Origin of the sequence: Plantactinospora sp. KLBMP9567, from assembly GCF_033446045.1 — a bacterium.
Taxonomy (GTDB): domain Bacteria; phylum Actinomycetota; class Actinomycetes; order Mycobacteriales; family Micromonosporaceae; genus Plantactinospora.
The window spans coordinates 39,451-65,203 of record NZ_JAWQRR010000010.1 but is presented as its reverse complement, the minus strand read 5'-3'; the positions used below and the strand labels follow the sequence as shown (position 1 = coordinate 65,203).

At 73.2% G+C, this 25,753-nt stretch carries 18 protein-coding genes and 1 pseudogene; 11 read left to right on the top strand and 8 right to left on the bottom strand.

Going from position 1 to position 25,753, the window contains the following annotated elements; genetic code table 11:
- Nucleotides 1–52 precede the first annotated feature (52 nt).
- Together R6Y94_RS07975 and R6Y94_RS07970 are read left to right on the top strand one after the other, a co-directional pair.
- A complete protein-coding gene (locus R6Y94_RS07975) occupies nucleotides 53–2,044 on the top strand; it encodes a hypothetical protein (RefSeq protein ID WP_318395139.1) in 1,992 nt (663 codons plus the stop codon).
- Entirely contained in the window at nucleotides 2,041–3,957 is a 1,917-nt protein-coding gene (locus R6Y94_RS07970; RefSeq protein ID WP_318395138.1) for a hypothetical protein, read from the top strand. Before R6Y94_RS07975 ends, R6Y94_RS07970 begins: the two co-directional genes overlap by 4 nt.
- 67 nt (nucleotides 3,958–4,024) lie before the next feature.
- Here R6Y94_RS07970 and R6Y94_RS07965 read toward each other — a convergent pair whose 3' ends face one another.
- Nucleotides 4,025–5,992 carry a hypothetical protein gene (locus R6Y94_RS07965; protein ID WP_318395274.1) on the bottom strand — a complete coding sequence of 656 codons (1,968 nt, stop codon included), beginning with the start codon at nucleotides 5,990–5,992 and terminating at the stop codon, nucleotides 4,025–4,027.
- 160 nt (nucleotides 5,993–6,152) lie between these two features.
- On the opposite strand from R6Y94_RS07965, the gene R6Y94_RS07960 reads away from it, so the two are divergent.
- The 3 genes and pseudogenes from R6Y94_RS07960 to R6Y94_RS07950 all read left to right on the top strand — a co-directional run.
- A complete protein-coding gene (locus R6Y94_RS07960) occupies nucleotides 6,153–7,502 on the top strand; it encodes a PQQ-binding-like beta-propeller repeat protein (protein ID WP_318395137.1) in 1,350 nt (449 codons plus the stop codon).
- Nucleotides 7,503–7,581: 79 nt separating this feature from the next.
- Complete coding sequence (locus tag R6Y94_RS07955) at nucleotides 7,582–8,268, top strand: response regulator transcription factor (RefSeq protein WP_318395136.1); 687 nt, start codon at nucleotides 7,582–7,584, stop codon at nucleotides 8,266–8,268.
- Between the two features lie 8 nt (nucleotides 8,269–8,276).
- Nucleotides 8,277–9,422, top strand: a pseudogene (locus R6Y94_RS07950) (sensor histidine kinase); the annotation flags it as partial.
- A 242-nt stretch (nucleotides 9,423–9,664) separates the two neighbouring features.
- Here R6Y94_RS07950 and R6Y94_RS07945 read toward each other — a convergent pair.
- The gene (locus R6Y94_RS07945) at nucleotides 9,665–10,624 is read right to left on the bottom strand and encodes a DUF2637 domain-containing protein (RefSeq protein ID WP_318395135.1); all 960 of its coding nucleotides are present in this window, start codon (nucleotides 10,622–10,624) and stop codon (nucleotides 9,665–9,667) included.
- Nucleotides 10,625–10,986: 362 nt separating this feature from the next.
- On the opposite strand from R6Y94_RS07945, the gene R6Y94_RS07940 reads away from it, so the two are divergent.
- Entirely contained in the window at nucleotides 10,987–11,610 is a 624-nt protein-coding gene (locus R6Y94_RS07940) for a winged helix-turn-helix domain-containing protein (protein ID WP_318395134.1), read from the top strand.
- A gap of 231 nt (nucleotides 11,611–11,841) precedes the next feature.
- Nucleotides 11,842–12,225: a VOC family protein gene (locus R6Y94_RS07935; RefSeq protein ID WP_318395133.1), complete on the top strand. Its 384-nt coding sequence runs from the start codon at nucleotides 11,842–11,844 to the stop codon at nucleotides 12,223–12,225.
- Nucleotides 12,226–12,295: 70 nt separating this feature from the next.
- Here R6Y94_RS07935 and R6Y94_RS07930 read toward each other — a convergent pair whose 3' ends face one another.
- The 3 genes from R6Y94_RS07930 to R6Y94_RS07920 all read right to left on the bottom strand — a co-directional run bounded on the left by R6Y94_RS07930 (nucleotide 12,296) and on the right by R6Y94_RS07920 (nucleotide 17,169).
- Nucleotides 12,296–13,567 (bottom strand): B12-binding domain-containing radical SAM protein, encoded by a 1,272-nt coding sequence (locus tag R6Y94_RS07930; RefSeq protein WP_318395132.1) that lies wholly within the window; start codon nucleotides 13,565–13,567, stop codon nucleotides 12,296–12,298.
- Between the two features lie 306 nt (nucleotides 13,568–13,873).
- The gene (locus R6Y94_RS07925) at nucleotides 13,874–15,973 is read right to left on the bottom strand and encodes a 3-hydroxyacyl-CoA dehydrogenase NAD-binding domain-containing protein (protein WP_318395131.1); all 2,100 of its coding nucleotides are present in this window, start codon (nucleotides 15,971–15,973) and stop codon (nucleotides 13,874–13,876) included.
- Nucleotides 15,970–17,169, bottom strand: a complete 1,200-nt coding sequence (locus R6Y94_RS07920) for an acetyl-CoA C-acyltransferase (RefSeq protein ID WP_318395130.1) — start codon at nucleotides 17,167–17,169, stop codon at nucleotides 15,970–15,972. Before R6Y94_RS07920 ends, R6Y94_RS07925 begins: the two co-directional genes overlap by 4 nt.
- Before the next feature lie 189 nt (nucleotides 17,170–17,358).
- Between R6Y94_RS07920 and galE the strand changes: the two genes are divergently transcribed.
- Nucleotides 17,359–18,384 (top strand): UDP-glucose 4-epimerase GalE, encoded by a 1,026-nt coding sequence (gene galE, locus R6Y94_RS07915; protein ID WP_318395129.1) that lies wholly within the window; start codon nucleotides 17,359–17,361, stop codon nucleotides 18,382–18,384.
- A gap of 88 nt (nucleotides 18,385–18,472) precedes the next feature.
- Here galE and R6Y94_RS07910 read toward each other — a convergent pair whose 3' ends face one another.
- The gene (locus tag R6Y94_RS07910) at nucleotides 18,473–19,792 is read right to left on the bottom strand and encodes a ribonuclease D (protein WP_318395128.1); all 1,320 of its coding nucleotides are present in this window, start codon (nucleotides 19,790–19,792) and stop codon (nucleotides 18,473–18,475) included.
- A gap of 124 nt (nucleotides 19,793–19,916) precedes the next feature.
- Nucleotides 19,917–20,489, bottom strand: a complete 573-nt coding sequence (locus tag R6Y94_RS07905; RefSeq protein ID WP_318395127.1) for a DUF3000 domain-containing protein — start codon at nucleotides 20,487–20,489, stop codon at nucleotides 19,917–19,919.
- 157 nt (nucleotides 20,490–20,646) lie between these two features.
- Between R6Y94_RS07905 and hemE the strand changes: the two genes are divergently transcribed.
- From hemE to hemQ, 3 genes are read left to right on the top strand one after another with little or no spacing between them, the layout of a single operon-like run.
- On the top strand, nucleotides 20,647–21,729 hold the full coding sequence (gene hemE, locus R6Y94_RS07900; protein WP_318395126.1) for a uroporphyrinogen decarboxylase: 1,083 nt from the start codon (nucleotides 20,647–20,649) through the stop codon (nucleotides 21,727–21,729).
- A 19-nt stretch (nucleotides 21,730–21,748) separates the two neighbouring features.
- Nucleotides 21,749–23,227: a protoporphyrinogen oxidase gene (gene hemG / locus R6Y94_RS07895; protein ID WP_318395125.1), complete on the top strand. Its 1,479-nt coding sequence runs from the start codon at nucleotides 21,749–21,751 to the stop codon at nucleotides 23,225–23,227.
- A complete protein-coding gene (hemQ, locus tag R6Y94_RS07890; RefSeq protein WP_318395124.1) occupies nucleotides 23,224–23,970 on the top strand; it encodes a hydrogen peroxide-dependent heme synthase in 747 nt (248 codons plus the stop codon). The genes hemG and hemQ overlap by 4 nt, the downstream gene beginning before the upstream one ends.
- Nucleotides 23,971–24,109: 139 nt before the next feature.
- Here hemQ and R6Y94_RS07885 read toward each other — a convergent pair whose 3' ends face one another.
- Nucleotides 24,110–25,633: a hypothetical protein gene (locus tag R6Y94_RS07885; protein ID WP_318395123.1), complete on the bottom strand. Its 1,524-nt coding sequence runs from the start codon at nucleotides 25,631–25,633 to the stop codon at nucleotides 24,110–24,112.
- Between the last annotated feature and the right edge of the window lie 120 nt (nucleotides 25,634–25,753).

Sequence of the window (25,753 nt, the reverse complement as noted above, 5' to 3'; positions counted from 1 at the left end):
CGCCGCCCAGGCAACTGGGACCAATGGGGTACTCCTGTAGACTCCGCCGACTGTGACGCTTGCCGAGCCACGTCTGCACACCACGCCGGACCCGGAGGGCCCCGAGTCAGGAAGCCGAACGGCGACCGGAACCGACGGGGGCGCGGCGGAGTCGGCGGGTTCGGGCGCCGGTTCCGAGACCGGCTCGGATACCGCGGCGGCGGCCGCCGCCGACGAGGAGCGAACGCGGCGTCCCGGCGACGCGGGCGAGGACGCGGGTACCCCGGACCGGAACACCGGCCAGCCGGCCACCCGGCCGGCCCGCTGGCCCACCTGGCGGCGCGACCTCGCCGTCTACGCCGCCTTCCTGGTCGCCGGTCTCTGGGTGACCAGCCAGATCTGGCTCGACCCGGCCGGCCGGGTCGCCTCGCTCTACAGCAGCGATCCCGCACAGGTGCAGTACTTCCTCGCCCACTCCGTCCGGGTGGTGCTGCACGGCGAGTTTCCGTTCTTCACCGACCGGTTGAACTATCCTGACGGCGTCAACCTGATGGCCAACACGGCGATCCTGGGGCTGGGCATCCCGATGGTGCCCGTGACGCTGCTGTTCGGCCCGGCGGTGTCCTTCGTGGTGCTGGTGACGATCGGCCTGGCCGGCACCGCCTCCGCGTGGTACTACGTGATCTCCCGGCACCTGGTCAGCGTCCCGATCGCGGCGATCGTCGGCGGCTGGCTCTGCGGCTTCTCCCCGGCGCTGCTGTCGCACGCCAACTGGCACCCGAACATCATCTCCCAGTTCCTGCTGCCGTTCATCGTCTGGCGGGTACTGGTGCTGACCCGCTCCACCCGGCCGGTCCGGGACGGCGTGATCCTCGCGCTGCTCGTCACCTACCAGGCGTTCATCAACGAGGAGATCCTGCTCTTCACCGCGATGGCCTGCGGGGTCTTCCTGCTCGCCGTGCTGGCCCAGGAGCCGGCCCGCTGGAAGGCGACCTGGCGCCCGCTCGGCGCCGGCCTGGCGGTCTGCGCCGTGCTCGCCGGGGCGCTGCTGACGTACCCGCTGATCGTGCAGTTCGCGGGCCGGCAGGCGTACCACGGGCTCAGCGACGCGGTGCGGGACTACGGCAACGACCTGGCGGCGTTCTTCGTACCCGGCTCCACCACGCTCGGCGGCAACCAGCGGGCCAATCTCGACCTCGCCCCGAACTACTCCGAGGAGAACGCCTTCTTCGGCTGGAGCCTGGCGCTGCTGACCGTGGCGATCGTGGTCTGGCTCCGCCGCGAGGTGGTGATCCGGGCGCTCGCGGTGACCGGCCTGCTCTTCGCGATCTTCTCGCTGGGCGAGCGGATCTCCTGGTGGAACCGGGGCGCCTTCTGGGGGCCGTGGGACATCCTGGTGAAGGCCCCGCTGCTCGACGCGGTGGTACCGACCCGGTTCGGCCTGATCACCACCGTGGTGATCGGGTTGATCCTCGCGCTCGCCACCGACCGGGCCTGGAAGCTGGAGATCGCCGACCAGCGGGCGCTGCGTGCCGTGGTGGTGGCGGCGCTGGCGATCGCGCTGGTGCCGATCCTGCCGCTGCCGTTGCGCGAGGTGAGCCGGCCGGCGGTGCCACACTTCATCACCTCCGGACAGTGGCGGCCGTACGTCGGCCCGGACCAGACGCTGGTGCCGGTGCCGATCCCGGCGATGGGGCACACCAACGGGATGCGCTGGGCCGCCGCCACCAACCTTGACTTCAAGATCCCGGGCGGCTACTTCCTCGCTCCCCGCAACGGCAACACCGGCGACCCCGGCCGGTTCGGCGGGCGGCCCAGCGGGCTCAGCGCGGTACTCGACCGGGTCGCCACCAGCGGCCAGCCGGCGACGCTGACCGACCGGCAGCGCCGGCGGACCCTGGACGAGCTGCGGCACTGGCGGGCCGCGATCCTGGTGCTGCCGGTGCGGCAGGACAACGTCGAGGCGCTGCGCAGCACCGTCGACCAGCTCGCCGGCCCGGCCCGGCGTACCGCCGACGTGTGGCTCTGGGACGTCCGCGCACTGACCAACCGCACGCCCGGGTGAGCGGGCCGGGTCGACCCGCCGAGACCGCGCCGGACGTCGCGGTCCCGGCGGCCGTGCCGGCGACCAGCGGCGCCGGCCGCCGGGAGGTGGTGCGGCGCATCGCCGCCGACCGACTCGGCGCACTGCGTGCCTGGTCGACGCGGCGGCGGGGTCCGCTGGTCGACGCGGCGGTCGTGCTGCTCTGTCTGGCCGCCGCCGGTTACGTCACCTCCGGACTCTGGCTGCACCGGGACCGGATGACGTACGCCAGCAACGACATGATGCTCTTCGAGTGGATGCTGGCCCGGGCCGCCCGGGCGGTGACCCACCTGGAGAACCCGTTCTACAGCACCGCGCTGAACGCGCCGGACGGGATCAACCTGATGGCGAACACCTCGGTGCTCGGCCTGGGCGTGCCGCTGACCCCGGTGACCCTGCTCTTCGGCTCGCAGACCAGCTATCTACTCGCGGTCGTGCTCTCGCTGGCCGGTACGGCCACCGCGTGGTATCTCTTCCTGTCCCGGCGGATCGTCGACTCCCGCCTCGGCGCGGCCGTCGCCGGCCTGTTCTGCGGGTTCGCGCCCGGGATGATCTCCCAGGCCACCGGGCACCTGCACATGATCTCGCAGTTCCTGGTGCCGGCGATCCTCGCGGTGGTCTTCGACCCGCGCACCGACCGGGTGGTCCGGCGTGGCGTACTGCTCGGAGTGCTGGTCGGCTATCAGGTCTTCCTCGGCGAGGAGGTGCTGGCCTTCCTGGTGCTGGCCTGCGGGCTGTTCACCGTCGGCTACGCGGTCTCGGCCCCGCGCACCGCCCGGCGGCTGGCTCCGGCGTTTCTCGGCCGGCTCGGCGTCGGCACGCTGGTCGGGGTGGTGCTGCTGGCGTACCCGCTGTGGTTCCAGTTCTTCGGGCCGGGGCACTATCGCGGGCTGCCGTTCGACCCGAAGGCGTACCCGCTGGACCTGGCGTCGTTCACCGCCGCGTCCCGGCAGTCGATCACCGGTCACGACTCGGTGCCGGGCCTGCTCTCGCCGAACCTGACCGAGGAGAACTCCTTCTTCGGGCTGGCGCTGATCGTGCTCTGCGCGGTGGTGGCGATCTGGCAGTGGCGGCGGCCGCTCGTCCGGGCGCTGGTGCTCTGCGTACTCGTCTTCGCCACGCTGTCGCTCGGCGAGGACCTGCGGCTGGGCGGGGAGGTGCTGGACCTGCCCGGCCCGTACCGGCTGGTCTCCGGGCTGCCGCTGATCGATCTGGCGGTGCCGGCCCGGTTTCCGCTGATCTGCGTACCGGCCCTGGCGATCCTGCTGGCGCTCTCCTTCGACGGGGTGTTCCGGCGTACGGCCGGCGGCGCGGCGGACAGCCGTGCGCTGCCGGAAGCCGGGGCAGGGGTGGCCGGCGGGCGGATACCGGTCCGGCTGCTCTGGACCGGGGCGGTGCTCGCCGTACTGCTGCCGCTGGCGCCGACGCCGCTGCACACCAGGCCCGTCTGGCCGGTACCGGACTTCGTCGCCAGCGGCGAGTGGCGGTCGTACGTGCCGCCCGGACGTACCCTCGTGGCGGTGCCGCCGACCAGGGGCTCCGAGGCGATCGCCGGGATGTTCTGGTCGGCCCGGACCGGGCTGACCTTCACCGCCCCGGGCGGCTACTTCATCGGACCCACCGGGCCGGACGATCCGCAGGCCCGCTGGGGTGCGCCGGACCGCCCGACCGCGGTGCTGCTCGACCGGGTCGCCGCCACCGGTGAGGTGCCGCCGATCGGTGAGGTCGAACGGCGGCAGGCGATCGAGGACCTGCGGCACTGGCGGGCCGCCATCGTGGTGCAGGGTGGCCTGCACCGGGGCGTGCCGGTCAAGGAGACCCTCGACCAGTTGCTCGGGCCGGGCCGGGACATCTCCGGCGCCTGGGTGTGGGACGTCCGCGCCCTCGTCGGCTGAGTCGTCGGCCGCGCCGCCCGGCCGGGTTCTTTGCCGGCGTACGGTCCCAGGGGAGTCGTAACGGCGGTCAGCCGACGAGCGGTCGGACGTCCCAGAGCCAGACGTCGTCCACCCGCTGCCCCGGGCCGAACAGTCCGGCCAGCAGGACGTGCAGGGCGGGGGTGGCCGGGTGGTCGCCGAGCACCACCACCGAGGCCCGCCAGAACCGCAGGTCCTCGATGGCCTGACGACGGTTCTCCTCGGTGACCACCGGTGCGGCGCCCCGGTCCATCGTCCCGTAGATCAGCAGGCTGGTCGGCCGGGACGGGGCGCCGAACACCCCGTAGCCCTGCGCGTCCGGGCCGATGAAGTAGCCGGCCGGGATCGGGAACGCCTGCCCGGTCAGCGCGCTCCAGCGCAGCGTGGAGAGGCCGTGCACGTTGCTCGGGATGGGCACCGGCACCAGGGTCCGGCCCGCCGGCACGTAGGGTCGCCAGGCCCCGGAGGTGATGAACCGCGGCGGCGGGTCGATGTGCATGGCCGGCAGCGGGCGCGGGACGAGCGGCAGCAGCGCGAGCGCGATCGCGGCGTACGCCAGGATCCGCAGCCGGGGCCGGGCCGGCTCGACCCGGCCGGCGACGTCGAGCGGGACACTACCCGGCGCCGGGCCGCCGTTGGCCGTCGCGCTGCCGTCCGGCGTGCCGGACGCTATCTGGTGCGGCGCGCCGGAGGTGGCCGCGACGCCGTTTCCGGAGCCGCCGGCCGGAGCGCCGCCGTTCGAGGCGGCCGGTCGCGGCCGGCCCTTCGCGACGTCGTTCCAGGCGAGCGCGACCAGGAGCCCGACGGTGGCGACCGTGACCAGACTCAGCCGGGTCGGCATCATCATCTCGATCAGCGGCAGGTCCTCCGGCAGCAGGTGCCACGGCCCCTCCTGCTCGGTGAGCCGGCCGTCGTAACGGATCTGCCGGCCGAGCGAGGCGAGCGCGAACCCGGCACCGAGCAGCGCGGCGATCCGGGCGGCGACCGAGGTCCGCCAGAGCAGCACGGCGACCAGCACGACCAGCCCGACGAGCGGCCAACCCAGCCAGGTGTTCTGCTCGGTGACCCCGATGGTCTTCTCCACCTCCGGCGAGCCGGCGATGGTGTCCCGGGAATAGGTGACGAAGGCCCGCAGGTCCTCGCCCCAGTTGTGGAAGACGCCGCCCTGCAGGCCACGGTAGGACTGCGGGCCGTTGAACTGGTACCAGATCGGGTAGCCCGCCAGCAGCAGCGCCACGGCGCCGCCGACGCCGAGGCCGCGCAGGAAGATCCAGATCCGGTGGCGCATCAGCGACCAGCGGAAGGCGACGTAGAGCGGCACGGCCACCGCGCAGGCCAGCGCGGTGAGCAGCAGCATCTCCTCGTTGATGAAGATCTGGTACGCGACCAGCACTCCCAGCATCAGCCCGTTGCGCAGCCAGCGGCCCGGCTCGGCGAGCCGGAACACCCGGACCACGATCAGCGGCAGCAGGAAGTTGGAGACGAAGTTGGGCTGCCCGTTGGCGTGGTGGATGATGCCGGGCGCGAAGCCGAGGAACGCCCCGCCGACGAACGCCGCGCCCCGCGAGGAGACCAGGTGCCGGGAGAGCGCCCAGTACGAGGTGGCGGCCGTCGCCGCGAGCGCACCGCCCAGATACAGCGCGTACGTCACCTGCGGACCGAACAGCCAGGTGAGCGGGGCCAGCGGCAGGGTGACGCCCAACAGCGAGGTGTTGGCCATCATGTTGACCCCGTCCGGCGCGTTCTGCCGGGCCGAGAAGAGCGGGTTCTCCAGGTGCTGCACCGAGTACGCGCCGTGCGCGAAGAGCCACTCGAACCAGCTGTGGTCGGTCGGCAGGTGCGACGACACCCGGTGGTTGACGTCGACCCAGTAGTTGGCGCACACGAAGATGCCGAGTAGGACGTACGCTCCGATGGCCAGTACGTCGACCCGCGCGGGAGTTCGGAAGATCCGCCACCGTCGAGATCGACCGACTTCGGTCGAACCGGCTTCGGCGTCCGAAGAATTGTCCACCACCGGAACTGCCACGAGGCGCCATCGTACAGGTGGCTTCGCGTCCGAATTGCCGCTACCCGCTCCGGGATATCCGGAGTGTGCCGGATCACCGTGCCGGCTCGCACCGGACCATCCGGACGGAACGCGCCGGGCTGGTCGGCGGAGTCGGGGAGGGAGGGAGATGCCCACCATCGAGCTGGGTGAGTTGGCTGCGGGGTCCCGTCCCGGGCCGGTCGGGTCGGACCGGGCCGCGCCGCGCCGGGCCGGCCGGCGCCGGTCGGCCCGGCCGGGGTTGCTCGCGGCCGTGCTGGTCGGGGTGCTCGGCATGGTGGCCGCTGGCAGCCCGTTTTCCCGGCCCTGGCCGGAGGCGGCCGTACCGGCCTGGCTCGGCTCCATCGTCCACGCCGACCGGGGCTGGATGTTCGTCGTCGACCCCGAGCGGCCCCGTGGGGGCGGTCCGGAGCTGGCCGCGTACCGGCTGCCGGCGGCGGAGCTGGGCTGGCGGGTGACGCTGCCGGCCGGCGACATCGGGAGCCTCCAGGTGGTCGGCGAGCACCTGCTGCTGGCGCGCTATCCGGAACCGTTGCTGGACAGGGTCGCCCGGCTGACCGTGCTGGAGGTGTCGGCCGGCGCCGTGGCCTGGGAGCGCGAGGCGAGCCTGATGGTGGTCAGCAGCGGCGGTGACCTGGTGCTCTGGGCGGCAGCCGAGGATTGGCGGCCGGGCGCGGAGAACCGGCCCGGCACGCTGGAGGCGGTGGACCCGGCTTCCGGTGCCGTGCGCTGGTCGCTGCCGGTGCCGGCCGGCGCCCTGCCGTCGTTCGACGTGTCGGCGGCCGACCCGAGGGCACCCGTGCGGGCCTCGACCCTGGTCCTCGCCCTGCCGTCCGGCCGGGTCGAGGTGCGCGACCTCGGCACCGGCGCGGTCGTGCGGGCCGTCCAGATGCCGCCGCCGGGCGCCGGGCCGCGGACCAACTGGCGGGCCGCGGTCGCCGCCGGCCTCTTCGTGGTGTACGAAGAGAGCGCGGTGACCGCGTACGGGCTGCCGGGGCTGGACCGGCGCTGGTCGCTGCCGGCCCAGCCCGGCGTGGAGCGGGGGCCGTTCGCCTGCGGGGCCGACCTGTGCAGCCTGCGCTCCCAGCGCGGCGTACGGGTCTGGGACGCGCAAACTGGCCGTACCCGCTGGTCGGACGAGCGTTGGATCGGCATCTGGAGGGTCGGTGACGCCCTGGTCGCCGCCGAGGGGGCCGGGGCCGGCGAGACCGAGGCGCTCTCCGTGCTCGATCCGGCCAGCGGACGGGTACTCGCCGACCTCGGTGCCTGGGGACTGTTCACCCCGCACGGATCGCGGTTCATCGGCGTCCGGTACGGCGCGGACCGCCGGGCCTGGGTGGTGGAGTTCGATCCGGCGACCTGGCGGGGCCGGCTTGTGACAGTGCTGTCCGGGGTCTCCGGCGACTGCGGGCTGACCGCGACCGCGCTGCACTGCCGGCGGCTGGACGCCTCGATCGGGGTGTGGCGGCTGCCCGGATAGCCGGCCGGGCCGGCGCCTGCGAGCTGTCACTTGTCGGGCACGGATAGGTTGTCCCCTACAGGCAGCCGGGGAGGTCGTGGTGCGGGTACTGGTGGTGGAGGACGAGCGCAACCTTGCCGATGCGATCGTCCGTGGGCTGCGCCGGCAGGGCATGGCGGTCGACGTCGCCTACGACGGCTCGGCCGGACACGAGATGGCCTTCGTCACCCGCTACGACGTGGTGGTGCTCGACCGGGACCTGCCGGGCGTGCACGGCGACCAGATCTGTGCCGACCTGGTCACCTCGGGCGCGCTGACCCGGGTGCTGATGCTGACCGCCAGCGGTACGGTCGCCGACCGGGTGGAGGGTCTCCAGCTCGGCGCCGACGACTACCTGCCGAAGCCGTTCGCCTTCGACGAGCTGGTCGCCCGGGTGCAGGCCCTCGGCCGCCGGGCCACCCCGGTCACCCCGCCGGTGCTGACCGTGGCAGACCTGGTGGTCGACCCGGCGCGGCGGGTCGCCACCCGGGCCGGGGCGGCGGTGGACCTGACCCGTAAGGAGTTCGGCGTGCTGGAGGAACTGGTCAAGGCGCGCGGGGCGGTGGTGTCCAGCGAGGAACTCCTGGAACGGGTCTGGGACGCCAACACCGACCCGTTCACCACCACCGTCCGGGTGACCGTGATGACGTTGCGGAAGAAGCTCGGTGATCCTCCACTGATCGAGACGGTGGTCGGGGCCGGCTACCGGGTGCCGGACCCGTACGTGCCGGGGCAGGTGAGCGTGTGACCGTCTATCTGACCCGCCGCCGGCCCCGGGTGCGGCCCACCCTCCGGCTCCGGCTGACCCTGCTCAACGGCGTGCTGCTGATCGGCGCCGGGGCGATCCTGGTGCTGCTCGCCTGGCTGCTGGTCGGGGACGCGCTGACCCCGGACATCCAGCTCAGGTCGAACCCGATGCTCGAACTCTCCGACGGCCGGACGGTCGGGGCGCGCCAGTGGCAGCAGGAGATGGCGCAGACGGCCACCCGGGAACTGCTGGTCAAGGGGCTGCTGGCGCTGCTGGTGATCAGCATCGTCGGGGTCGCCGGGGCGTACGCGGTGGCCGGCCGGGCGCTCCGCCCACTGCACCAGGTCACCTCGACGGCTCGACGGCTCGGCGAGGCCACCCTCGACCAGCGGATCCGCTACTCCGGCGCGGACGACGAGGTGGCCGAGCTGGCCGGCACCTTCGACGCCATGCTGGACCGGATCGGGGACGCCTTCGAGGCGCAGAAACGCTTCGTCGCCAACGCCTCGCACGAGCTGCGTACCCCGCTGGCGGTGATGCGTACCGAGATCGACGTCACGATGGCCGACGACGAGGCGGACGTGGCCGAGTACCGGCGGATGGCCACGGTGGTCCGGGACGCGTCGGAACGGGCCAACAACCTGGTCGACGCGCTCCTGGTGCTGGCACGCAGCGAGGCCCAGTCGGGCCGCCGGCTGGCCCGGAAGGCGCCGACCGATCTCGCCACCGGGGCCAGTGCGGCACTCTCGGCGGTCCGGAACGAGACCAACCGGCTCAAGCTCCAGGTCGAGACGGCGTTGGCCCCGGCACCGGTGGTCGGCGATCCGGGCCTGCTGGAGCGGCTGGCCGGCAACCTGATCGAGAACGCGGTGCGGTACAACCACCTGCACGGCCGGATGTGGGTGCGTACCGGCTCGGGTCCCGAGCACGCCTGGCTGGTGGTCGGCAACACCGGTTTCGAGGTGGAGCAGGCGGACGTACCAGGGCTGTTCGAGGCGTTCCGGCGGGGCGGCCGGGAACGTACCGGTGCCCGTGGCTCCGGGCTGGGGTTGTCGATCGTCCGGGCGGTCTGCGACGCGCACGGCGGCACGGTCAGCGCGATCGCCCAGGACGGCGGCGGGCTGGAGGTGACGGTGACCTTGCCGGCGGCCGAGACGACCCCGGTGGTGGCCGCGTCGGCGGCGGTCGGCGGCAGTCCGGTCGCCGTGCCGGTCCGGCCGGTACCGGCGAACAGCGTGGTCAGTACGGCCAGCACCGTCCCGCTGGGCTCGGCGGCCAGCCGGGCCGCCCCGGCCGGCGTGCCGGTCCCGGGTACGCCGGCCGAGCCCGGCACCCCGACCGACCTGGCGGAGGCCGGCCCCGGTGCGGACCCCGCATCCGGCTAACGGCTCTGCGTTCAGGCGACGAGGTCGAGTTCGCGTACCTCGCGGCGGATCGCCCGTAGCCGGGCGGTGGTGATGCCGAGTTCCTGCGCCACGTCGGCGTCACTGGCCTCGGGCCGCTCCGCCTGGATCGCCGCGGCCAGAGCGGCGGTCTCGGTGATCGGCCGGCGTGGCCGTGCTGCGGCGCCCGGCCCGGCCGCGCGGCCGGTCGAGCCCCGCTTCCGGGCCGCTCCGGTCGGCGCCTTCCTGGTCCTGGCGGCGGTTCCGGCGTCCGGTGGCGCTGCCGCGCCGGTCGTGCCGGGCGCGCCTGCCTGCGTCCCGCCGGACACGCCGGTTTCCGTGTCGCCGGACGGGATGGCGAGGATTTCGCCGATACCCCGGCCGAGCGGCTCGACCGCGCCGAGCGGTCCGCCGTTCGATGCCGCCGGGCGCCGACGGGTCCCGGCGTCCCCGCCCGGTCCGGCGGCCCGCTCGGTTCCCAGGATGACCCGGTCGAACTCCCCGGTCCGGGTGAAGGCGCCGGCTTCGGCGGACTCTGCCGCCGGACCGGACCGGGTCGCCTCGGCGGAGGTCGCGGCCTGGGCGGCGGAGATCCGGCCGCCCAGCTCGACCAGGCAGATGCTGGCCACCACGATCAGGCCGTCGACCGACAGTGGCAGCAGGTACGGCGACGCGCCCGTCTCGCCGTACCGGGCGGCCACCCCGACCATGTGCCAGTACGACACCCAGGCGGCGATCCCGGCGATGGTGGCGGTGGCCGCCATCCGGGCGAACGCCAACGAGCGGCGGTGCACCGGTACCCGTGAGATCAACTCGACGGTGAGCAGCAGGGCCAGCGGCGGCCAGGCGGCGATGGCCTGGCTGATCGGGTTGTCCCGGGCGTGCAGGATGTTGGCGACCACCGAGGCGGCGACCCCGAGGGCCAGGGTGGCGCGTACGGCCCAGCGGACCCGGCGAAGCTGTGGGAGGGGCACCGGTCGCTCCTTGCCTGTCGTCGTGCTTCCTCTCGGCCCAGCGGACCAGCCGGCCTGACCGCTCATCCTTACGGCCGAAGCGGTCCAGCCGGTGTACCGGCGGGATTTCCGGCGTGTCGCTCACCGCCTGGTGGCCATCCATGTGCTTGGCGTTGCCACCCCTTGCCGGGTGGTTGCCCGCCCTTCGCGGTCAGTGGTGTCCGCCCGGCTGCTCGGCGTCGCGTTCGGCGGCGTCCATCCGGTCGTCGGTGACCACGATCATCCCGGCGAGCAGGCCGAGCTGGAGCATCGGTGGAGAATTACACACCGATGGAGAACACTCCATCGGTGGATTGGTTCCACCGGTCGACTACGCTTTCGCCATGCGCGAACAGGGCACCGGCCGGCAACCGACCGGCACCATCGCCGAGGCTCCCGGCACCGACGCCTCCCGGCGGCGTCGTCAGGCGACGGAGCGGCGCGAGGCCGAGCAGCGGCCTCAGGCGACGGAGCGGCGGGAGGCGACGGTCCGGGAAGCGAAGGCGCTGGCCCATCCGCTGCGGCTGCGCATCCTGCGGCTCTGCCACGAGCAGGAGTTGACCAACAAGCAGTTGGCGAATCGGTTGGACCGGGACCCGGGTACGGTGCTCTACCACGTCCGGCACCTGGTGGACGCTGGGCTGCTGGAGCCGGGATCGGTGCGTGCCGGGAACAGCGGCGCGCTGGAGAAGCCGTACCGGTCGACCCGGCAGTCCTGGTGGCTCACCGATGCCACCCGGGTCTCCCGGCTGGCTCCCATCGAGGCGTTCCAACACGAGCTACGCGAGGCCGGCGGCGACTCGGTGCAGACACTGGCACGGTTCGCGCTGCACCTGTCGGTCGAGGACATCGCCGAACTCGACCGCCGGATCTGCGCGCTGCTCGACGAGTACGTGAGCACTGACGAGCAGCGCCTCGACCAGCCCCGGCACGGCGGGCTCTTCGTGCTGCACCGACTCGCCGACTGAGCCGCCCGGCCGCACCCCGCTCGTCGAGCCGGGCCGCCCGGGTCCGGCCCGACGACGGTGGAAAACCCGGTTGCCGATCCCGTCCCGTCGTGCCAGGCTTGCCGCCGTCAGCCCGGATCATCGGAGGGAGGTGCGGTAGATGGTTGCGCTGTCCTGTCCCGCGCCTCGCCTCGGCCACCGCTGACCGATCCGCGTTCCTCCGCGAGGCGCACACTCCAGCATGGAGGATTCGTGAGTTCCATCATCCACAACATCAGCTTCGACTGTGCCGACACCTACAGGCTGTCCAGCTTCTGGGCGAAGGTGCTGGACCGGTCCCTGCGTCCGGAGGACCAGCCCGGCGACGACGAGATCACGCTGCTGGCGCCGGACGGCGTCGGGCCGCAGGTCTTCTTCCAGCGGGTGCCGGAGGGCAAGTCGGGTAAGAACCGGCTGCACGTCTGCCTGCAACCGACCGACCGGACCCGGGACGAGGAGGTCGACCGGCTGTTCGGGCTGGGCGCCACCCTGGTCGCGGACCACCGGCGGCCGGACGGCACCGGCTGGGCGGTGCTCGCCGACCCGGAGGGCAACGAGTTCTGCGTCGAGCGGAGCGCCGCCGAGCACGCCGACTGAGCTGCGGCGTACCGGCGCGAAACGGTAGTACCGGACCCCTCCGCACCGCAGCGGTGTGGCGGGGCCCGGGCTAGCCCGGCAGCCGGGCGAGCAGGGCGTACGCGTTCGGCAGCCGTCCCGCAGCGGGGCACCGGGCAGCCGGGCGACGACGTACCGGCACGGGACCGCCAGGTCGGCCGCCCGGCGGGCGGCGGCGGTGGTCGCCACCGAGCTGAAGTCGACTCCGAGCACGGCGCGTGCCCCGGCCCGGACCGGCGCGACGTCGTCGAGATCCATGCCGTTGGATGTCGACGGGCGCGAGCGACGGCGCAACCGGATTCGCCCCGCCCTCGCCGGCCCGGCCACCACCGCTGCCCGCGGGCCGCTCGCCGAAGCCGCCGAGCACCGCCTCCAGCAGCGGCAGGGCGTGCAGCACCCGGCCGGCCCGGATAACCGCGTCCCAGGCCGGCTCGAACTTCTTCCAGCCGCCCGCGTACGCCACATGCCGCAGCCGGCCGCGCAGGCTCTCCTTCGTGGCGGCTCCGCGCCAGATCGCCGGCCAGCGGTAGAAGTCCCGGTAGGCCCGCCGGTAGCCGTCGGTGAGCTGGGTCGGGGTGAGCCGCTTCGGCCGGTAGACGACCTGGCGGGTGTCGTACCGGTCCCAGTCCCGGTGCAGGATCCGGTCCTGTGCGGCCATCCGGTCGTACAGCGCGGTCCCCGGGTACGGGGTGAGGATGTGGAAGGTGGCCGTCTCCACCCCCTGCTCGACCGCCCAGCCGACCGTACGGTCGAAGACATCCGGCTCGTCGTCGTCCAGCCCGAAGACGAAGCTGCCGTTGACCATCACGCCGTGCTCGTGCAGCCGCCGCACCACCGCCGAGTAGTCCCGGCCGACGTTCTGCCGCTTGCGGGTGGCCGCCAGGTTGCCGTCGTTGACCGTCTCGAAGCCGACGAAGAGGCTGCGCAGCCCGGCGTCGACGGCACGTTCGAGCAGGTCCGGCGTGAGTACCGCGTCGACGGTGCCGGCGGCCTGCCAGAGCCGGCCCATCCCGGCCATCCCGTCGATGAGGGCCCGGGCGAACCGCCGGTTGCCGAACAGATGGTCGTCGAGGAAGTAGAGGTGCCGGCCGGGGAGCCGGTCGATCTCGGCCAGCGCGTCGTCGACCGCCTGCGTGTAGAACGACTTCCCACCGGCGAAAAAGGCGTCCTTGTAGCAGAAGTCGCAGTGGTGCGGGCAGCCCCGGGAAACCACAATCGAGTTCGGCACCAGGTAGCGGTGCCCGGCGATCAGGGAGTACTTGATCGGTCGGAAGAACGGGCTGGTTGCCTCGGTCAGGGCCGGCAGGATCAGCTTGACACGCATGTCACCGACGCTAGGCAGCCGGTGCGGGGCGGGTGTGTGCCCGTCGTGGAGACTCGGTGAAGGAGACCTCCCGGGTCCTCCCGGCGGGACGAATCCAGTCGACGTCCAGTGGCAGTTCAGTCCGGTACGCGAATCTCGATGCCTGCCCGGCCGGCGCCCCCGCCCGGTCGGGCGGGCAAATCGCCGCACGCCGCAGGCGCCCGGGCAGATCGCGGTGATCAGGGATCAGGGTCGCACAGCGCGCCGTGCGACTCGCCGGGACAGGTCCCTGATCACCGCGATCGTGGGGGGATGGGTGGGTGTCGGTCAGGCGGGCAGGCTGGCCGCGCCCCGGGGCAGGAAGCGGCGGCCGGTGACCCGCTCGGAGGTGCCGGTCCGATCCAGGTACGGCGTGACGCCGCCGAGGTGGAACGGCCAGCCGGCACCGAGGATCATGCAGAGGTCGATGTCCTGCGGCTCGGCGACCACACCCTGGTCCAGCATCAGCCGGATCTCCTGGGCGAGCGCGTCCAGCGCCCGCCGGCGTACCTCTTCGGCGTGCAGCGGCGCGGAACCGACCTCCAGCAGCCCGGCCACCTCGGGGTTGACGTCGCCGTCGACCACCAGCGGCTTGCCGGACTCGGCGATCCGCCTCAGGTTCTCACTGACCGCGAACCGGTCCGGGAAGGCGGCGTGCAGCGTCCCGCCGACGTGGTACGCCACCGCCGGCCCGACGAGCTGGAGCAGCGCCAGCGGGCGCATCGGCAGGCCGAGCGGGTCGAGTGCGGCGTCCGCCACCTCGGGCGGGGTGCCGGCGTCCACGGCCGCGATGATCTCGCCGAGGAACCGGGTCAGCAACCGGTTGACCACGAAGGCCGGCGCGTCGGCGACCAGGACACAGGACTTGCGCAGCTCCTTGCCGACCGCGAACGCGGTCGCCAGGGTGGCGTCGTCGGTCCGCTCGCCCCGGACGATCTCCAGCAGCGGCAGCACCGCGACCGGGTTGAAGAAGTGGAACCCGACCACCCGCTCCGGGTGCTCCAGGTAGGCGGCCATCGCGCTGACCGAGAGCGACGAGGTGTTGGTGGCGAGTACCGCCTCCGGCGAGACGATCTTCTCCAGCTCCGCCCAGACCTGCTTCTTCACCGCCAGGTCCTCGAAGACCGCCTCGATCACGAAGTCGGCGTCGGCGAAGACGCCCTTGTCGACCGAGCCGCTGACCAGGCCGCGCAGCTTGGCGGCCGTACCCTCGGGAAGCCGGCCCTTGCCGACCAGCTTGTCGATCTCGGCGTGCACATAGCCGACGCCTTTGTCCACCCTGGACTGGTCGAGGTCGGTGAGCACCACCGGCACCTGGAGCCGGCGGGCGAAGAGCAGCGCGAGCTGCGAGGCCATCAGGCCGGCGCCGACGATGCCGACCTTGGTCACCGGCCGGGCCAGGCCCTTGTCGGGGGCACCGGCCGGCCGCTTGGCCCGGCGCTGCACCAGGTCGAAGGAGTAGAGGCCGCTGCGCAGCTCCTCGCTGAAGACCAGCTCGGCCAGCGCCTCCACCTCGGCGGCCATTCCCTTCGGCAGCCGGTCCGGGTCGCCCTCGGCGGGCCCGTCCGGCGCCTCGCGGGCCAGCTCCAGCAGCTCCAGCGCCTGGTAGGCGGCCGGTACCGCGCCGTGCAGTCGCTCGTCCAGCGTCTGCCGGGCGAAGTAGAGCACGCCGTCCCACATCTCCCGGTCGACCTCCGGCCGGGTCACCTGGACCTCGCCGCGCACCACCTGCGCGGCCCACTCCAGCGAGCGCTCCAGGAAGTCGGCCGGCGCGAAGAGTACGTCCGCGATGCCCAGCTCGGCGGCCTGCTTCGGCTTGAGCATCCGGTTCTGCATCAGCGGGTTCTGGATGATCACCTGGGCGGCACCGGCGATGCCGATCAGGTTGGGCAGCAGTTGGGTGCCGCCCCAGCCGGGCACCAGGCCGAGGGACACCTCGGGCAGGGCCAGCGCGGCGGCGCCGCCGGAGAGCGTCCGGTAGTGGCAGTGCAGCGCCAGTTCCAGCCCGCCGCCCATCGCCGCGCCGTTGACGAAGGCGAAGGTCGGCACGGCGCTGGTGCGTAGCCGGCCGAAGACGCGGTGCCCGAGTCGGCCGATCTCGCGGGCCTGGTCCCGGTCCGCGAGCAGCGGCATGCCGGTCACGTCCGCGCCGACGCAGAAGATGTACGGCTTGCCGGTCACCGCCACGAACGCCGGCTCGGCGGCGAGCGCCTCGGTGATCGCGCTGTCCAAGCTGGACAGACCGGCCGGGCCGAAGGTGTTCGGCTTGGTGTGGTCCAGGCCGTTGTCCAGGGTGATCAGCGCGGCCGGGCGGTCCAGCCCCGGCAGGTTCACCAGCCGGAGCAGCGATCGGGTGACCACCTCGTTGGGGTTGCGCGGAACCGTCACTTGTCGTCGCCGCCTTCCCAGTTCGGGTTCTCCCAGATGACTGTGCCGCCCATGCCGATCCCGATGCACATCGCGGTGAGGCCGTACCGCACCTCGGGGTGCTCGGCGAACTGCCGGGCGAGCTGGGTCATCAGTCGTACCCCGGAGGAGGCGAGCGGGTGGCCGATGGCGATCGCCCCGCCCCACTGGTTGACCCGGGGGTCGTCGTCGGCGATGCCGAAGTGGTCGAGGAAGGCCAGCACCTGCACCGCGAACGCCTCGTTCAGCTCGAAGAGGTCGATGTCGTCAATGGACAGCCCGGCGATCCGCAGCGCCTTCTCGGTCGACGGGATCGGGCCGTAGCCCATCACCTCCGGCTCCACCCCGACGAAGCCGTACGACACCATCCGCATCGACACCGGCAGCCCGAGTTCCCGGGCGACGTCCTCGGCGGCGAGCAGGCTGGCGGTGGCCCCGTCGTTGAGCCCGGCCGCGTTGCCGGCGGTGACCTTGCCGTGCGGGCGGAAGGGTGTCTTCAGGGTGGCCAGCTTCTCCAGTGAGGTCTCCCGGGGTGCCTCGTCGGCGGTGGCGAGTCCCCAGCCGGTCTCCGGGTCGCGGGTCGCCACCGGCACCAGGTCGGGTTGGAGCTTGCCGTTGGCGTACGCCTTGGCGGTCTTGACCTGCGAGGCGAGCGCGAACGCGTCGGCGCGCTCCTTGCTGATGTGCGGGAGCCGGTCGTGCAGGTTCTCCGCGGTGGAGCCCATCACCAGGGCGGAGGGGTCGACCAGCTTCTCCGCCAGGATCCGCGGGTTGGGGTCCACGCCCTCGCCCATCGGGTGCCGGCCCATGTGCTCGACCCCACCGGCGATCGCCACGTCGTAGGCGCCCATCGCGATCCCGCCGGCCACCGTGGTGACCGCGGTCATCGCCCCGGCGCACATCCGGTCGATGGCGTACCCGGGCACCGTCTTGGGCAGCCCGGCGAGCAGCGCGGCGGTACGGCCGATGGTGAGGCCCTGGTCGCCGATCTGGGTGGTGGCGGCGATCGCCACCTCGTCGACCCGCTCCGGCGGCAGTTGCGGGTTGCGCCGCAGCAGTTCGCGGATGCAGCGGATCACCAGGTCGTCGGCGCGGGTGTGGGCGTACATCCCACCTGCCTTGCCGAACGGGGTGCGGACGCCGTCAACGAAGACGACGTCCCGGACTTCACGGGGCACTGGAGCCTCCTTGCCGCAGGGGCCCGGGTGGGCGGGTACCTCGGATGCTACTAGCCAGTAACTAGTGTCGTTCGTGCCCCCCGTGTGGCTCGGACCACATATTGTCCGGCTGGGTGCGTCGGTAATCCCGCTATTGCCGGCTAAACGCCGAGCAATTGTGAAAAAGCCTCCAATCAGCCAGGAGTCCGGGTGAAGGTGCTGGTCGCCGGTGGTGCCGGCTTCATCGGCAGCACCATCGCGTCGGCCTGCCTGGACGAGGGCATCGAACCGGTGATCCTGGACAGCCTCTGCACGGGGCGGGTCGAGTTCACCCGGGGACGGACCTTCTACCGGGGCGACATCTCCGACGGCGTGCTGCTCGACCGGATCTTCACCGAGCACCCGGAGATCGGCGCGGTGGTGCACGCGGCGGCGCTCATCGTGGTGCCGGAGTCGGTCAGCGAGCCACTGCGCTACTACCGGGAGAACGTCGCCAAGTCGCTCGACTTCCTCGACCACATCCTCCGCAACGGGGTCACCCGCTACGTCTTCAGCTCCTCGGCGGCGATCTACCGTACCGGTGCCGACCTCTCGGTCGACGAGAGTTCACCGCTGGAGCCGGCCAGCCCGTACGCCCGGACCAAGGCGATGATGGAGACGGTGCTAGCGGACACCGCCGGGGCCACCCCGCTGCGGGCGCTCTCGCTGCGCTACTTCAACCCGATCGGTGCCGACCCGCTGCTGCGTACCGGTCTCCAGGTGCCCCGGCCGACGCACGCGCTGGGCAAGCTGATCGACGCCTGGACCGACGGCGGGGAGTTCCCGATCACCGGTACCGACTGGCCCACCCGGGACGGCTCGGGAATCCGCGACTACATCCATGTCTGGGACCTGGCCAGGGCACACGTCTGTGCGCTGCGCCGGTTCGACGAGATCCTGCCGCCCGGCGGCGACCGGTCGGTGGAGGCGGTCAACCTCGGCACCGGCGACGGGACCACCGTCCGGGAACTCGTCGCCGCCTTCGCCGAGGCGGTCGGGCCGGTACGCACCCGCGAGGCGCCGCGCCGCCCCGGCGACGCGGCCGGCTCGTTCACCCGGAGCACCCGGTCCCGCCTGCTGCTCGACTGGAAGCCCGAGTATTCCGTTGCCGACGGCATCCGGCACGCCGTGCAGTGGTGCAGGATCCGCGACGAGCTGCTCGGCATCCGCCGGCCCGCCCTGCACCTGCACCACTGACCTGTGCCGCCGCTCCGGCCCGGCGGAGAACTGCGCCGCTACTCTGGCCCGCCGGAGAACCTGCTGCCGGCGGGCCGGAGTGGGCGGGTCAGGTCGGCCCGACCAGTGCCAGCGCGAGTTCCTCGGCGATCAGGCCGACCTGCCAGCTCCGAGCGCCGTACCCACCCAGGGTCTCGGCCACCGTCTCCGGAGTGATCTCCTCCGGCGGGATCCAGGCCAGCCGGCGTACCGAGTCGGGAGTGATCAGGTTTTCCGGCGGCAGGGTGTGCGCCGCGGCGATCCGGGTCACCACCTCGCGGCACCGGGCCAGCCGGGCGGCTGCCACCGGGTCCCGCTCGGCCCAGCGGTGCGGCGGGGGCGGCCCGTCGATCGTCGGGCTCACCGGCAGCGCGTCGTCCGGCAGTTGCCGAGCGTCGGCGAGGGCGTCCAGCCAGGTCCGGACGAGCCGGCGTACCGAGCGGCCGCCGAAGCCGGGCAGCATCAGCAGGGTCCGCTCGTCCTTCGGGTCCATCTCGGCGGCGGCGATGATCGCGGCGTCCGGGAGCACCCGGCCGGGCGCGGAGTCACGGCGGGCAGCGATCTCGTCCCGGGCGTACCAGAGCGACCGCACCCGAGCCTGCGCCCGGGCACCGCGCACCCGGTGGATGCCGGAGGTCCGCCGCCACGGGTCCGGCCGCTGCCGGGCCGGCTGGGCGCCCCAGGCCACCAGCGCGGCGAACTCCTCGGCCGCCCACTTCGCCTTGCCCTGCCGCTCCAGCTCGGCCGCGAGCTTGTCCCGCAGTTCCGTGAGCATCTCCACGTCCAACGCGGCGTAGGTCAGCCAGGACTCCGGCAGCGGCCGGCTGGACCAGTCCGCCGCCGAGTGGTGCTTCTCCAGGGTGAAGCCGAGCAGTTGTTCGGTCAGTGCGGCCAGACCGACCCGTTCGAAGCCGGCGAGCCGGGCGGCCAGCTCGGTGTCGAAGAGGCGTCTCGGCCGCAGCCCGAGGTCGGCGAGGCAGGCGAGATCCTGGCTGGCGGCGTGCAGCACCCATTCGGCATCCGCGATCGCCTCGTCGAGGGTGCGTAGGTCGCCGAGTGGCAGCGGGTCGATCAGCACGGTGCCGGCCCCGGCCCGCCGGAGCTGGACCAGGTAGGCCCGCTGGCTGTAGCGGTAGCCGGAGGCGCGTTCGGCGTCGACGGCGACCGGGCCGGTGCCGGCCCCGAACCGGGACACCACGTCGGCCAGGCCGGCGGGTGTCTCGACGGGGGCTGGAGTGCCGTCGCGAGGGGTGAGAAGCGGTACGGGCCCGCCGGGCGTTGGGTCGGGCCCCACTGTCTCGGGATCCGGCGCGGACACCGGAAGGCTGTGCGGCTCGTCCCCTGCTCGGCGTTGCGCGGCCCGACGGCGCAGGGGTGGTTCGTCGGTCACCTGACAACCCTAGTCTTCGCCAGGATTCGGGTCGCGCAGCCGGTCCGGCGAGTCGGGTCCGGTGGGGCGGCTGGGGCCGCCGAAGCGGTTGGGGCGTACGAGGTTCGGCAGAAGTTGCGGCTGGTCAGGCGGCGCCGGCCGGCCGGGAGTGCGGCAGCGCGGTGACACCGGGCGGCGGCAGCCCGGCGGTGGAGGCGAGCAGCGTGCACCAGGCCAGCAGATGTGCCCGCAGGTCGTCGTCGACCGGGGTCCAGGAGGCGCGGATCTCGATGTCACCGGCAGCCGGCGGGCCGGCCAGCTCGCCGAACCGGGTCGACATGGTCTGGGTCACCGTGCCGCCGAGCGCCCGGTGGGCCGCGTCCCGCGCCTGGAGCGCGTCGGTCAGCCAGGTCCAGCCGACGGCGGGCAGCAGCGGGTCGGCGGCGAGGTCGATCTCCAGCTCGGCGGTGACGTAGGTGACCAGGCGCAGCGTCCCCTCCCAACCCTCGTGTCCGGCCGGGTCGTGCAGCAGGATCAGCCGTCCGGTGGCCACCTCCTCGCCGTCGCGCCGCACGCTCGCGGCCAGCGCGAAGGCGTACGGGGCCAGCCGTTGCGGGGCGCCCACCTCCTCCAGCACGATCTCCGCGCGCGGCGCCGCCGACCGCAACCCGGCCACCGCGCGGGCGAAGGTCTCGGGCTGGACGATCGGGGAGGCCATATCCGCAGCCTAAGCCGATCGTCGGCGCGGTGGTGGGGCGCCGCGCCGGTCGGAGCGGCCGGTCGGCCCGGCGCACCGCACATCGGGTACGTCTGGCACGCCACAAAACCCGGCGGTGCGCGTCGCCGGGAACGGGGCGCGTGGCACGATGGCGCCGATGACCACCACGACTGCGGGCGACGTGGCCCGAGACGACCAGCCGGCCCCGGGCGGCCCGGCCGATTCGCCGTTCGTCCGGGCCTGCCGGCGCCAGCCGGTGCCACACACCCCGGTCTGGTTCATGCGGCAGGCCGGGCGCTCGCTGCCGGAATACCGCGAGGTGCGGGCCGGGATCCCGATGCTGGAGTCGTGCCGCCGGCCGGAGCTGGTCGCCGAGATCACCCTCCAGCCGGTACGCCGGCACGGCGTCGACGCGGCGATCCTGTTCAGCGACATCGTCGTACCGGTGGCGGCGGCCGGGGTGGACCTGGACATCGTGCCCGGCACCGGCCCGGTGGTGGCCGAACCAGTACGCACCCTCGCCGACGTCGACCGGATCCGGGCCATCGACCCCTCCGACGTGTCCTTTGTGGACGAGGCGGTCCGGCTGCTCGTCGCCGAACTCGGCGACACCCCGCTGATCGGCTTCGCCGGAGCGCCGTTCACCCTGGCCAGTTACCTCGTCGAGGGCGGGCCGTCGCGCAACCACGTACGCACCAAGGCGCTGATGCACGGCGCACCGGACGTCTGGCACGCGCTGCTGGGCCGGCTGGCCGAGATCACCCTCGCCTTCCTGAAGGTGCAGGTCGGCGCGGGCGTGGCGGCAGTGCAGCTCTTCGACTCCTGGGCCGGGGCGCTCTCCGAGGCCGACTACCGCCGGTTCGTGCTGCCGCACTCGACGGCGGTGCTGCGCGGGCTCGCCGACGCGGGCGTGCCCCGGATCCACTTCGGGGTCGGCACCGCCGAACTGCTCGGCGCGATGGGCGAGGCCGGGGCGGACGTGGTCGGGGTGGACTGGCGTACCCCGCTGGACGCGGCGACGGTGCGGATCGGGCCGGACAGGGCGGTGCAGGGCAACCTGGACCCGGCCGTGCTCTTCGCGCCCTGGCCGGTGGTCGAGGCCGAGGTGCGCCGGGTGCTCGGCGAGGGTGCGGCCACCCCCGGGCACGTCTTCAACCTCGGGCACGGCGTGCTGCCGGAGACCGATCCCGACGTACTGACCCGGGTCGTCGCCCTGGTCCACGAAGCGTCCGCGAGCTGACCGAGAGGCGGGCACCGGGGTGAACGACACGACACGGTCCGGCGGGCCGCGGATCGCGGTGGTCGGCGGCGGTATCACCGGGCTGGCCGCCGCGCTCCGGCTGCGGGACCGGCTCCCCGCCGACACCGAGATCACCGTGTACGAGCAGTCCGGTGCGCTCGGCGGCAAGCTGCGTACCGGGTCGCTGGGCGGTGCGACGGTCGAGTTCGGCGCCGAGGCGTTCCTGACCCGGGATCCGGCCGGCGGGGACTCGGCGGCGGTCGCCCTGGCCCGCCGGGTGGGGCTGGCCGACGCGCTGGTGCACCCGGCGATCGGGCGGGCCGCGCTGGCGATCGGTGGCGAGCTGCGGCCGATGCCCCCGGGCACCCTGGTCGGGGTACCCGGTGACCTGGCCGCGGTGGCCCCGGTGGCCCGGCCGGCGGCGGAGCGGGACACCGACGGAGGCCGCCCGCTGCTCGGTCCGGACGAGGACCCGACGGTCGGCGGGCTGGTCCGGCGGCGGCTCGGCGACGAGGTGGTGGACCGGCTCGTCGACCCGATGCTCGGCGGGGTGTACGCCGGCCGCGCCGACGAACTGTCGCTGGCCGCCACGATGCCCGGGCTGGCCCGGGCGGCGCGCGTCGAGCCGACCCTGACCAGGGCGGTCCGGGCGGCGATGGCCGCCGCGCCCCGACCGGCCGGCAGCCCGGTCTTCGCGACCGTCGACGGCGGAGTGAGCCGGTTGGTGGCCGCCGTCGCCGAGGCGGCCCGGGCCGAGATCAGGCTGAACGCGGCGGTCCGGGAGCTGCTGCCCGTCCCGGGCGGCTGGCGCCTGGTGATCGGTCCGACCCGCGACCCGGAACTGGTCGAGGTCGACGCGGTGGTGCTGGCCCTGCCGGCCCGGCCCGCCGCCCGGCTGCTCGGCGGGGTCGACGTGGCGGTCGGCGCGCTGGTCGGCCGGCTCGACTACGCCAGCGTGGCGCTGATCAGCCTCGCCCTGCCCGGCCCGCCCGACAGCGCGGCGGCGAGCGACCGCGGCGTGCTCTCCGCGACCGGCGGCGCGGTGCCGACGGACCTGTCCGGGTTCCTGGTGCCGGCGACCGAGCAGACCCTGGTCAAGGCGGCCACCTTCTTCACCAGCAAGTGGGCGCACCTGCGCCGCCCGGACGGCACGCTGCTGCTGCGCGCCTCGGTCGGCCGGCACGGCGAGGAGCACCTGCTGCAACGCGCCGACGACGAGCTGGTCTCGGCGGTGCACCGGGAGCTGTCCGAGCTGCTCGGCACGGAACTGCCCGCACCGGTCGACAGCCACGTGCAACGGTGGGGCGGCGCGCTCCCCCAGTACGCCCCCGGCCACCTGGACCGGGTGGCTGCGGCCCGGGCCGCGCTGCGGACCGCACACCCGACCCTGGCGCTGGCCGGCGCCGGCTACGACGGGGTGGGGATACCGGTCTGCGTACGCTCCGGCGAGACCGCGGCCGAGGAGATCATCAAGGTGCTGGGAGTATCGGGGACATGACTGCGGAACAGACCGGTGGCTCGGAGCAGACCAACACTGCTGGCTCGGAGCAGAGCAACGCGGCGCGGCTGCGCGAGCTGAACGAGAGCATTCGCTACACCATGTGGTCGGTGTTCCGGGCGACCGGTCCGCTGCCCGAGGCGCGGGACGGCATCGCGGCCGAGGTCGGGTCGCTCTTCGAGGAGCTGGCCGGCAAGGACGTGGTGGTGCGGGGCAGCTACGACGTCTCCGGGCTGCGCGCCGACGCGGACCTGCTGATCTGGTGGCACTCGTCGTCCAGCGACGCGCTCCAGGACGCGTACGGGCGGCTGCGGCGTACCGCGCTCGGCCGGCAGTTGGCGCCGGTCTGGTCGCAGATGGCGCTGCACCGGCCGGCGGAGTTCAACAAGAGCCACGTACCGGCGTTCCTGGCCGGTGAGGCGGCCCGGGGTTACGTCTGCGTCTACCCGTTCGTCCGCTCCTACGAGTGGTATCTGCTGCCCGACGCCGAGCGCCGGGAGATGCTGGCCGAGCACGGCATGATGGCCCGCGGCTATCCGGACGTCCGGGCCAACACGGTCGCCTCGTTCGCGCTCGGCGACTACGAGTGGCTGCTGGCCTTCGAGGCCGACGAACTGCACCGGATCGTCGACCTGATGCGCGACCTGCGCGCCTCCCGGGCCCGTCGGCACGTCCGCGAGGAGGTGCCGTTCTTCACCGGCCGGCGCCGGAGCATCGGCGAACTGGTCAACGCGCTGCCGTGACGCGAGCCGGCCGCCGTGCCGTCGGTGGTGCCGGGTCGTCGCGTCCGGATCCGACCGCAGCCGGGCAGCACCTGGTCGGAGAGGAGTAGGGGGCAACGGCGTCACGCCGCTGCCCCCTACTCCGGTGTTGCTGGAAGCGTCAGTCGACGACCGTGACGATCCGGCGGCGCCGGGCCACGACGACGCCGACCACACCGGCGGCGAGCAGCAGCGCGCCGCCGAGCGCGACCAGCCCGGCCCGGGCACCGGTCACCGGCAGGCCACCGCCGGCGCCACCGGTCTCCAGGGTGATCGGAGCGGTGTTGTTGCCGGTGTTCTTGTCCTGCACGCCGCCGTCGACGACGATCGAGCCGGCCGCACCGGGCTCGCCGGCAATCTTGACCGTGAAGTTGAAGAGCCAGGTCTTACCCGAGCGGAGTTCTTCCGGCGGCCAGCAGTGGTACGACAGACCGTCCGCCACGCCCCGCCGGTCCTCACCGTTCGGGTTGTCGGTGTTCGGCTCGCAGTTCTCGTCGACCTTGAGCACCGACAGGCCGGCGGGCAGGACCACCTCGGCCGACGACGACCACTCCTCGCCCGGGGTGAGGGTGTTCGCCGGGCCGTCGTTGCGGATGCCGACCCGGATAGACCTGGTCTCGTCGACAGCACCGTCGACGGTCGCCCCGATCGCGACGCTGTCCGCCTCGTGCAGCGGCACCTTCACGGTGAAGCTGGTCTCGTTGTCGTCGTAGTTCAGGTCATCCGCCGGGGCACGCAGCGCCCTGCTGGTCGGGACCAGCCGAAGCCGCTTGCCGCTCGACCTCTTCTCCGCCTTGCTGAGCCGCTGCTCGGCCTCCTCGTCGGTCAGCGGCAGCACGGCAGCCCACGCACCGTAGGTGTCCGGGCCGGCAGCCTTGTCGGCCACCTTGAGCCGCAGCGGCGTCGCGGGATCGATCTCGAAGGTCTCGTCCGGGCCGACCGCTCCGTCCACAATGCAGGTCAGCGCCAGGTCGTCCTGGCTGTAAAGGCAGTTCTCGTACGGGTTGGGCAGTTCCAGGTGGTGGGTGGTGCTGATCACCACGGCGACCGCGTCGGCGGCGACGGTGCCCTCGTTGCGGGCCGAGATCGGCACATTGGTCGAGGCGCCGGCCTTCAGTTCGACGTCGGCGAGCTGACCGATTGCCAGGTCGATGCCGGGGGCGCTGACCTGGACGATGCTCTCCGTGCTGCCCTCGCCCTGGGTGTTCTCCCCGCGGGAGGTGGCGGTGATGGTGCCGCTCCACGGAGTCTCGTCGAGGTTTCCGGGGGCGAGCCCGATGGTGTAGGTGTGCACCGTGTCGGCCGCGAGTTCCGCGAGCGTGCAGGTGGCCACCGCGCCGGAGATGACGCAGCCCTGGTCCTTACCGGGCAGCGTGGCGGTGATGGCGGCGGGCAGCCCGGAGACGTCGATCTTGACGGAGACGTTGCGGGCCGCGACCTGCGAGTAGTTGTTGATGGTGAGCTTGGCCGGCTTGGGCTTGGTCGCGTCCTGAGCGACGTTGACCACGAACGGCAGTGACGGCCACGCGGCGGCGTACGGTGAGTCGGGCTCCTCGGCGCTGGCCGGCGTGGCGGCGGCGACCGTGGTCAGTGCGACCAGGGCGACGGCCACGCCGATCCGGGCGAAGGGCAGGAGGGGGCGCATGTACACCTTCCATGGGGGTTACGTAGAAAGGCGCCGGGGCAAGATCTCCACGGCGGTGATCGGGAGGCTAGAGGTGGCCCGGTCGGGCCAGCAACCCCGCCCGGCACAAACCCCGGCAAA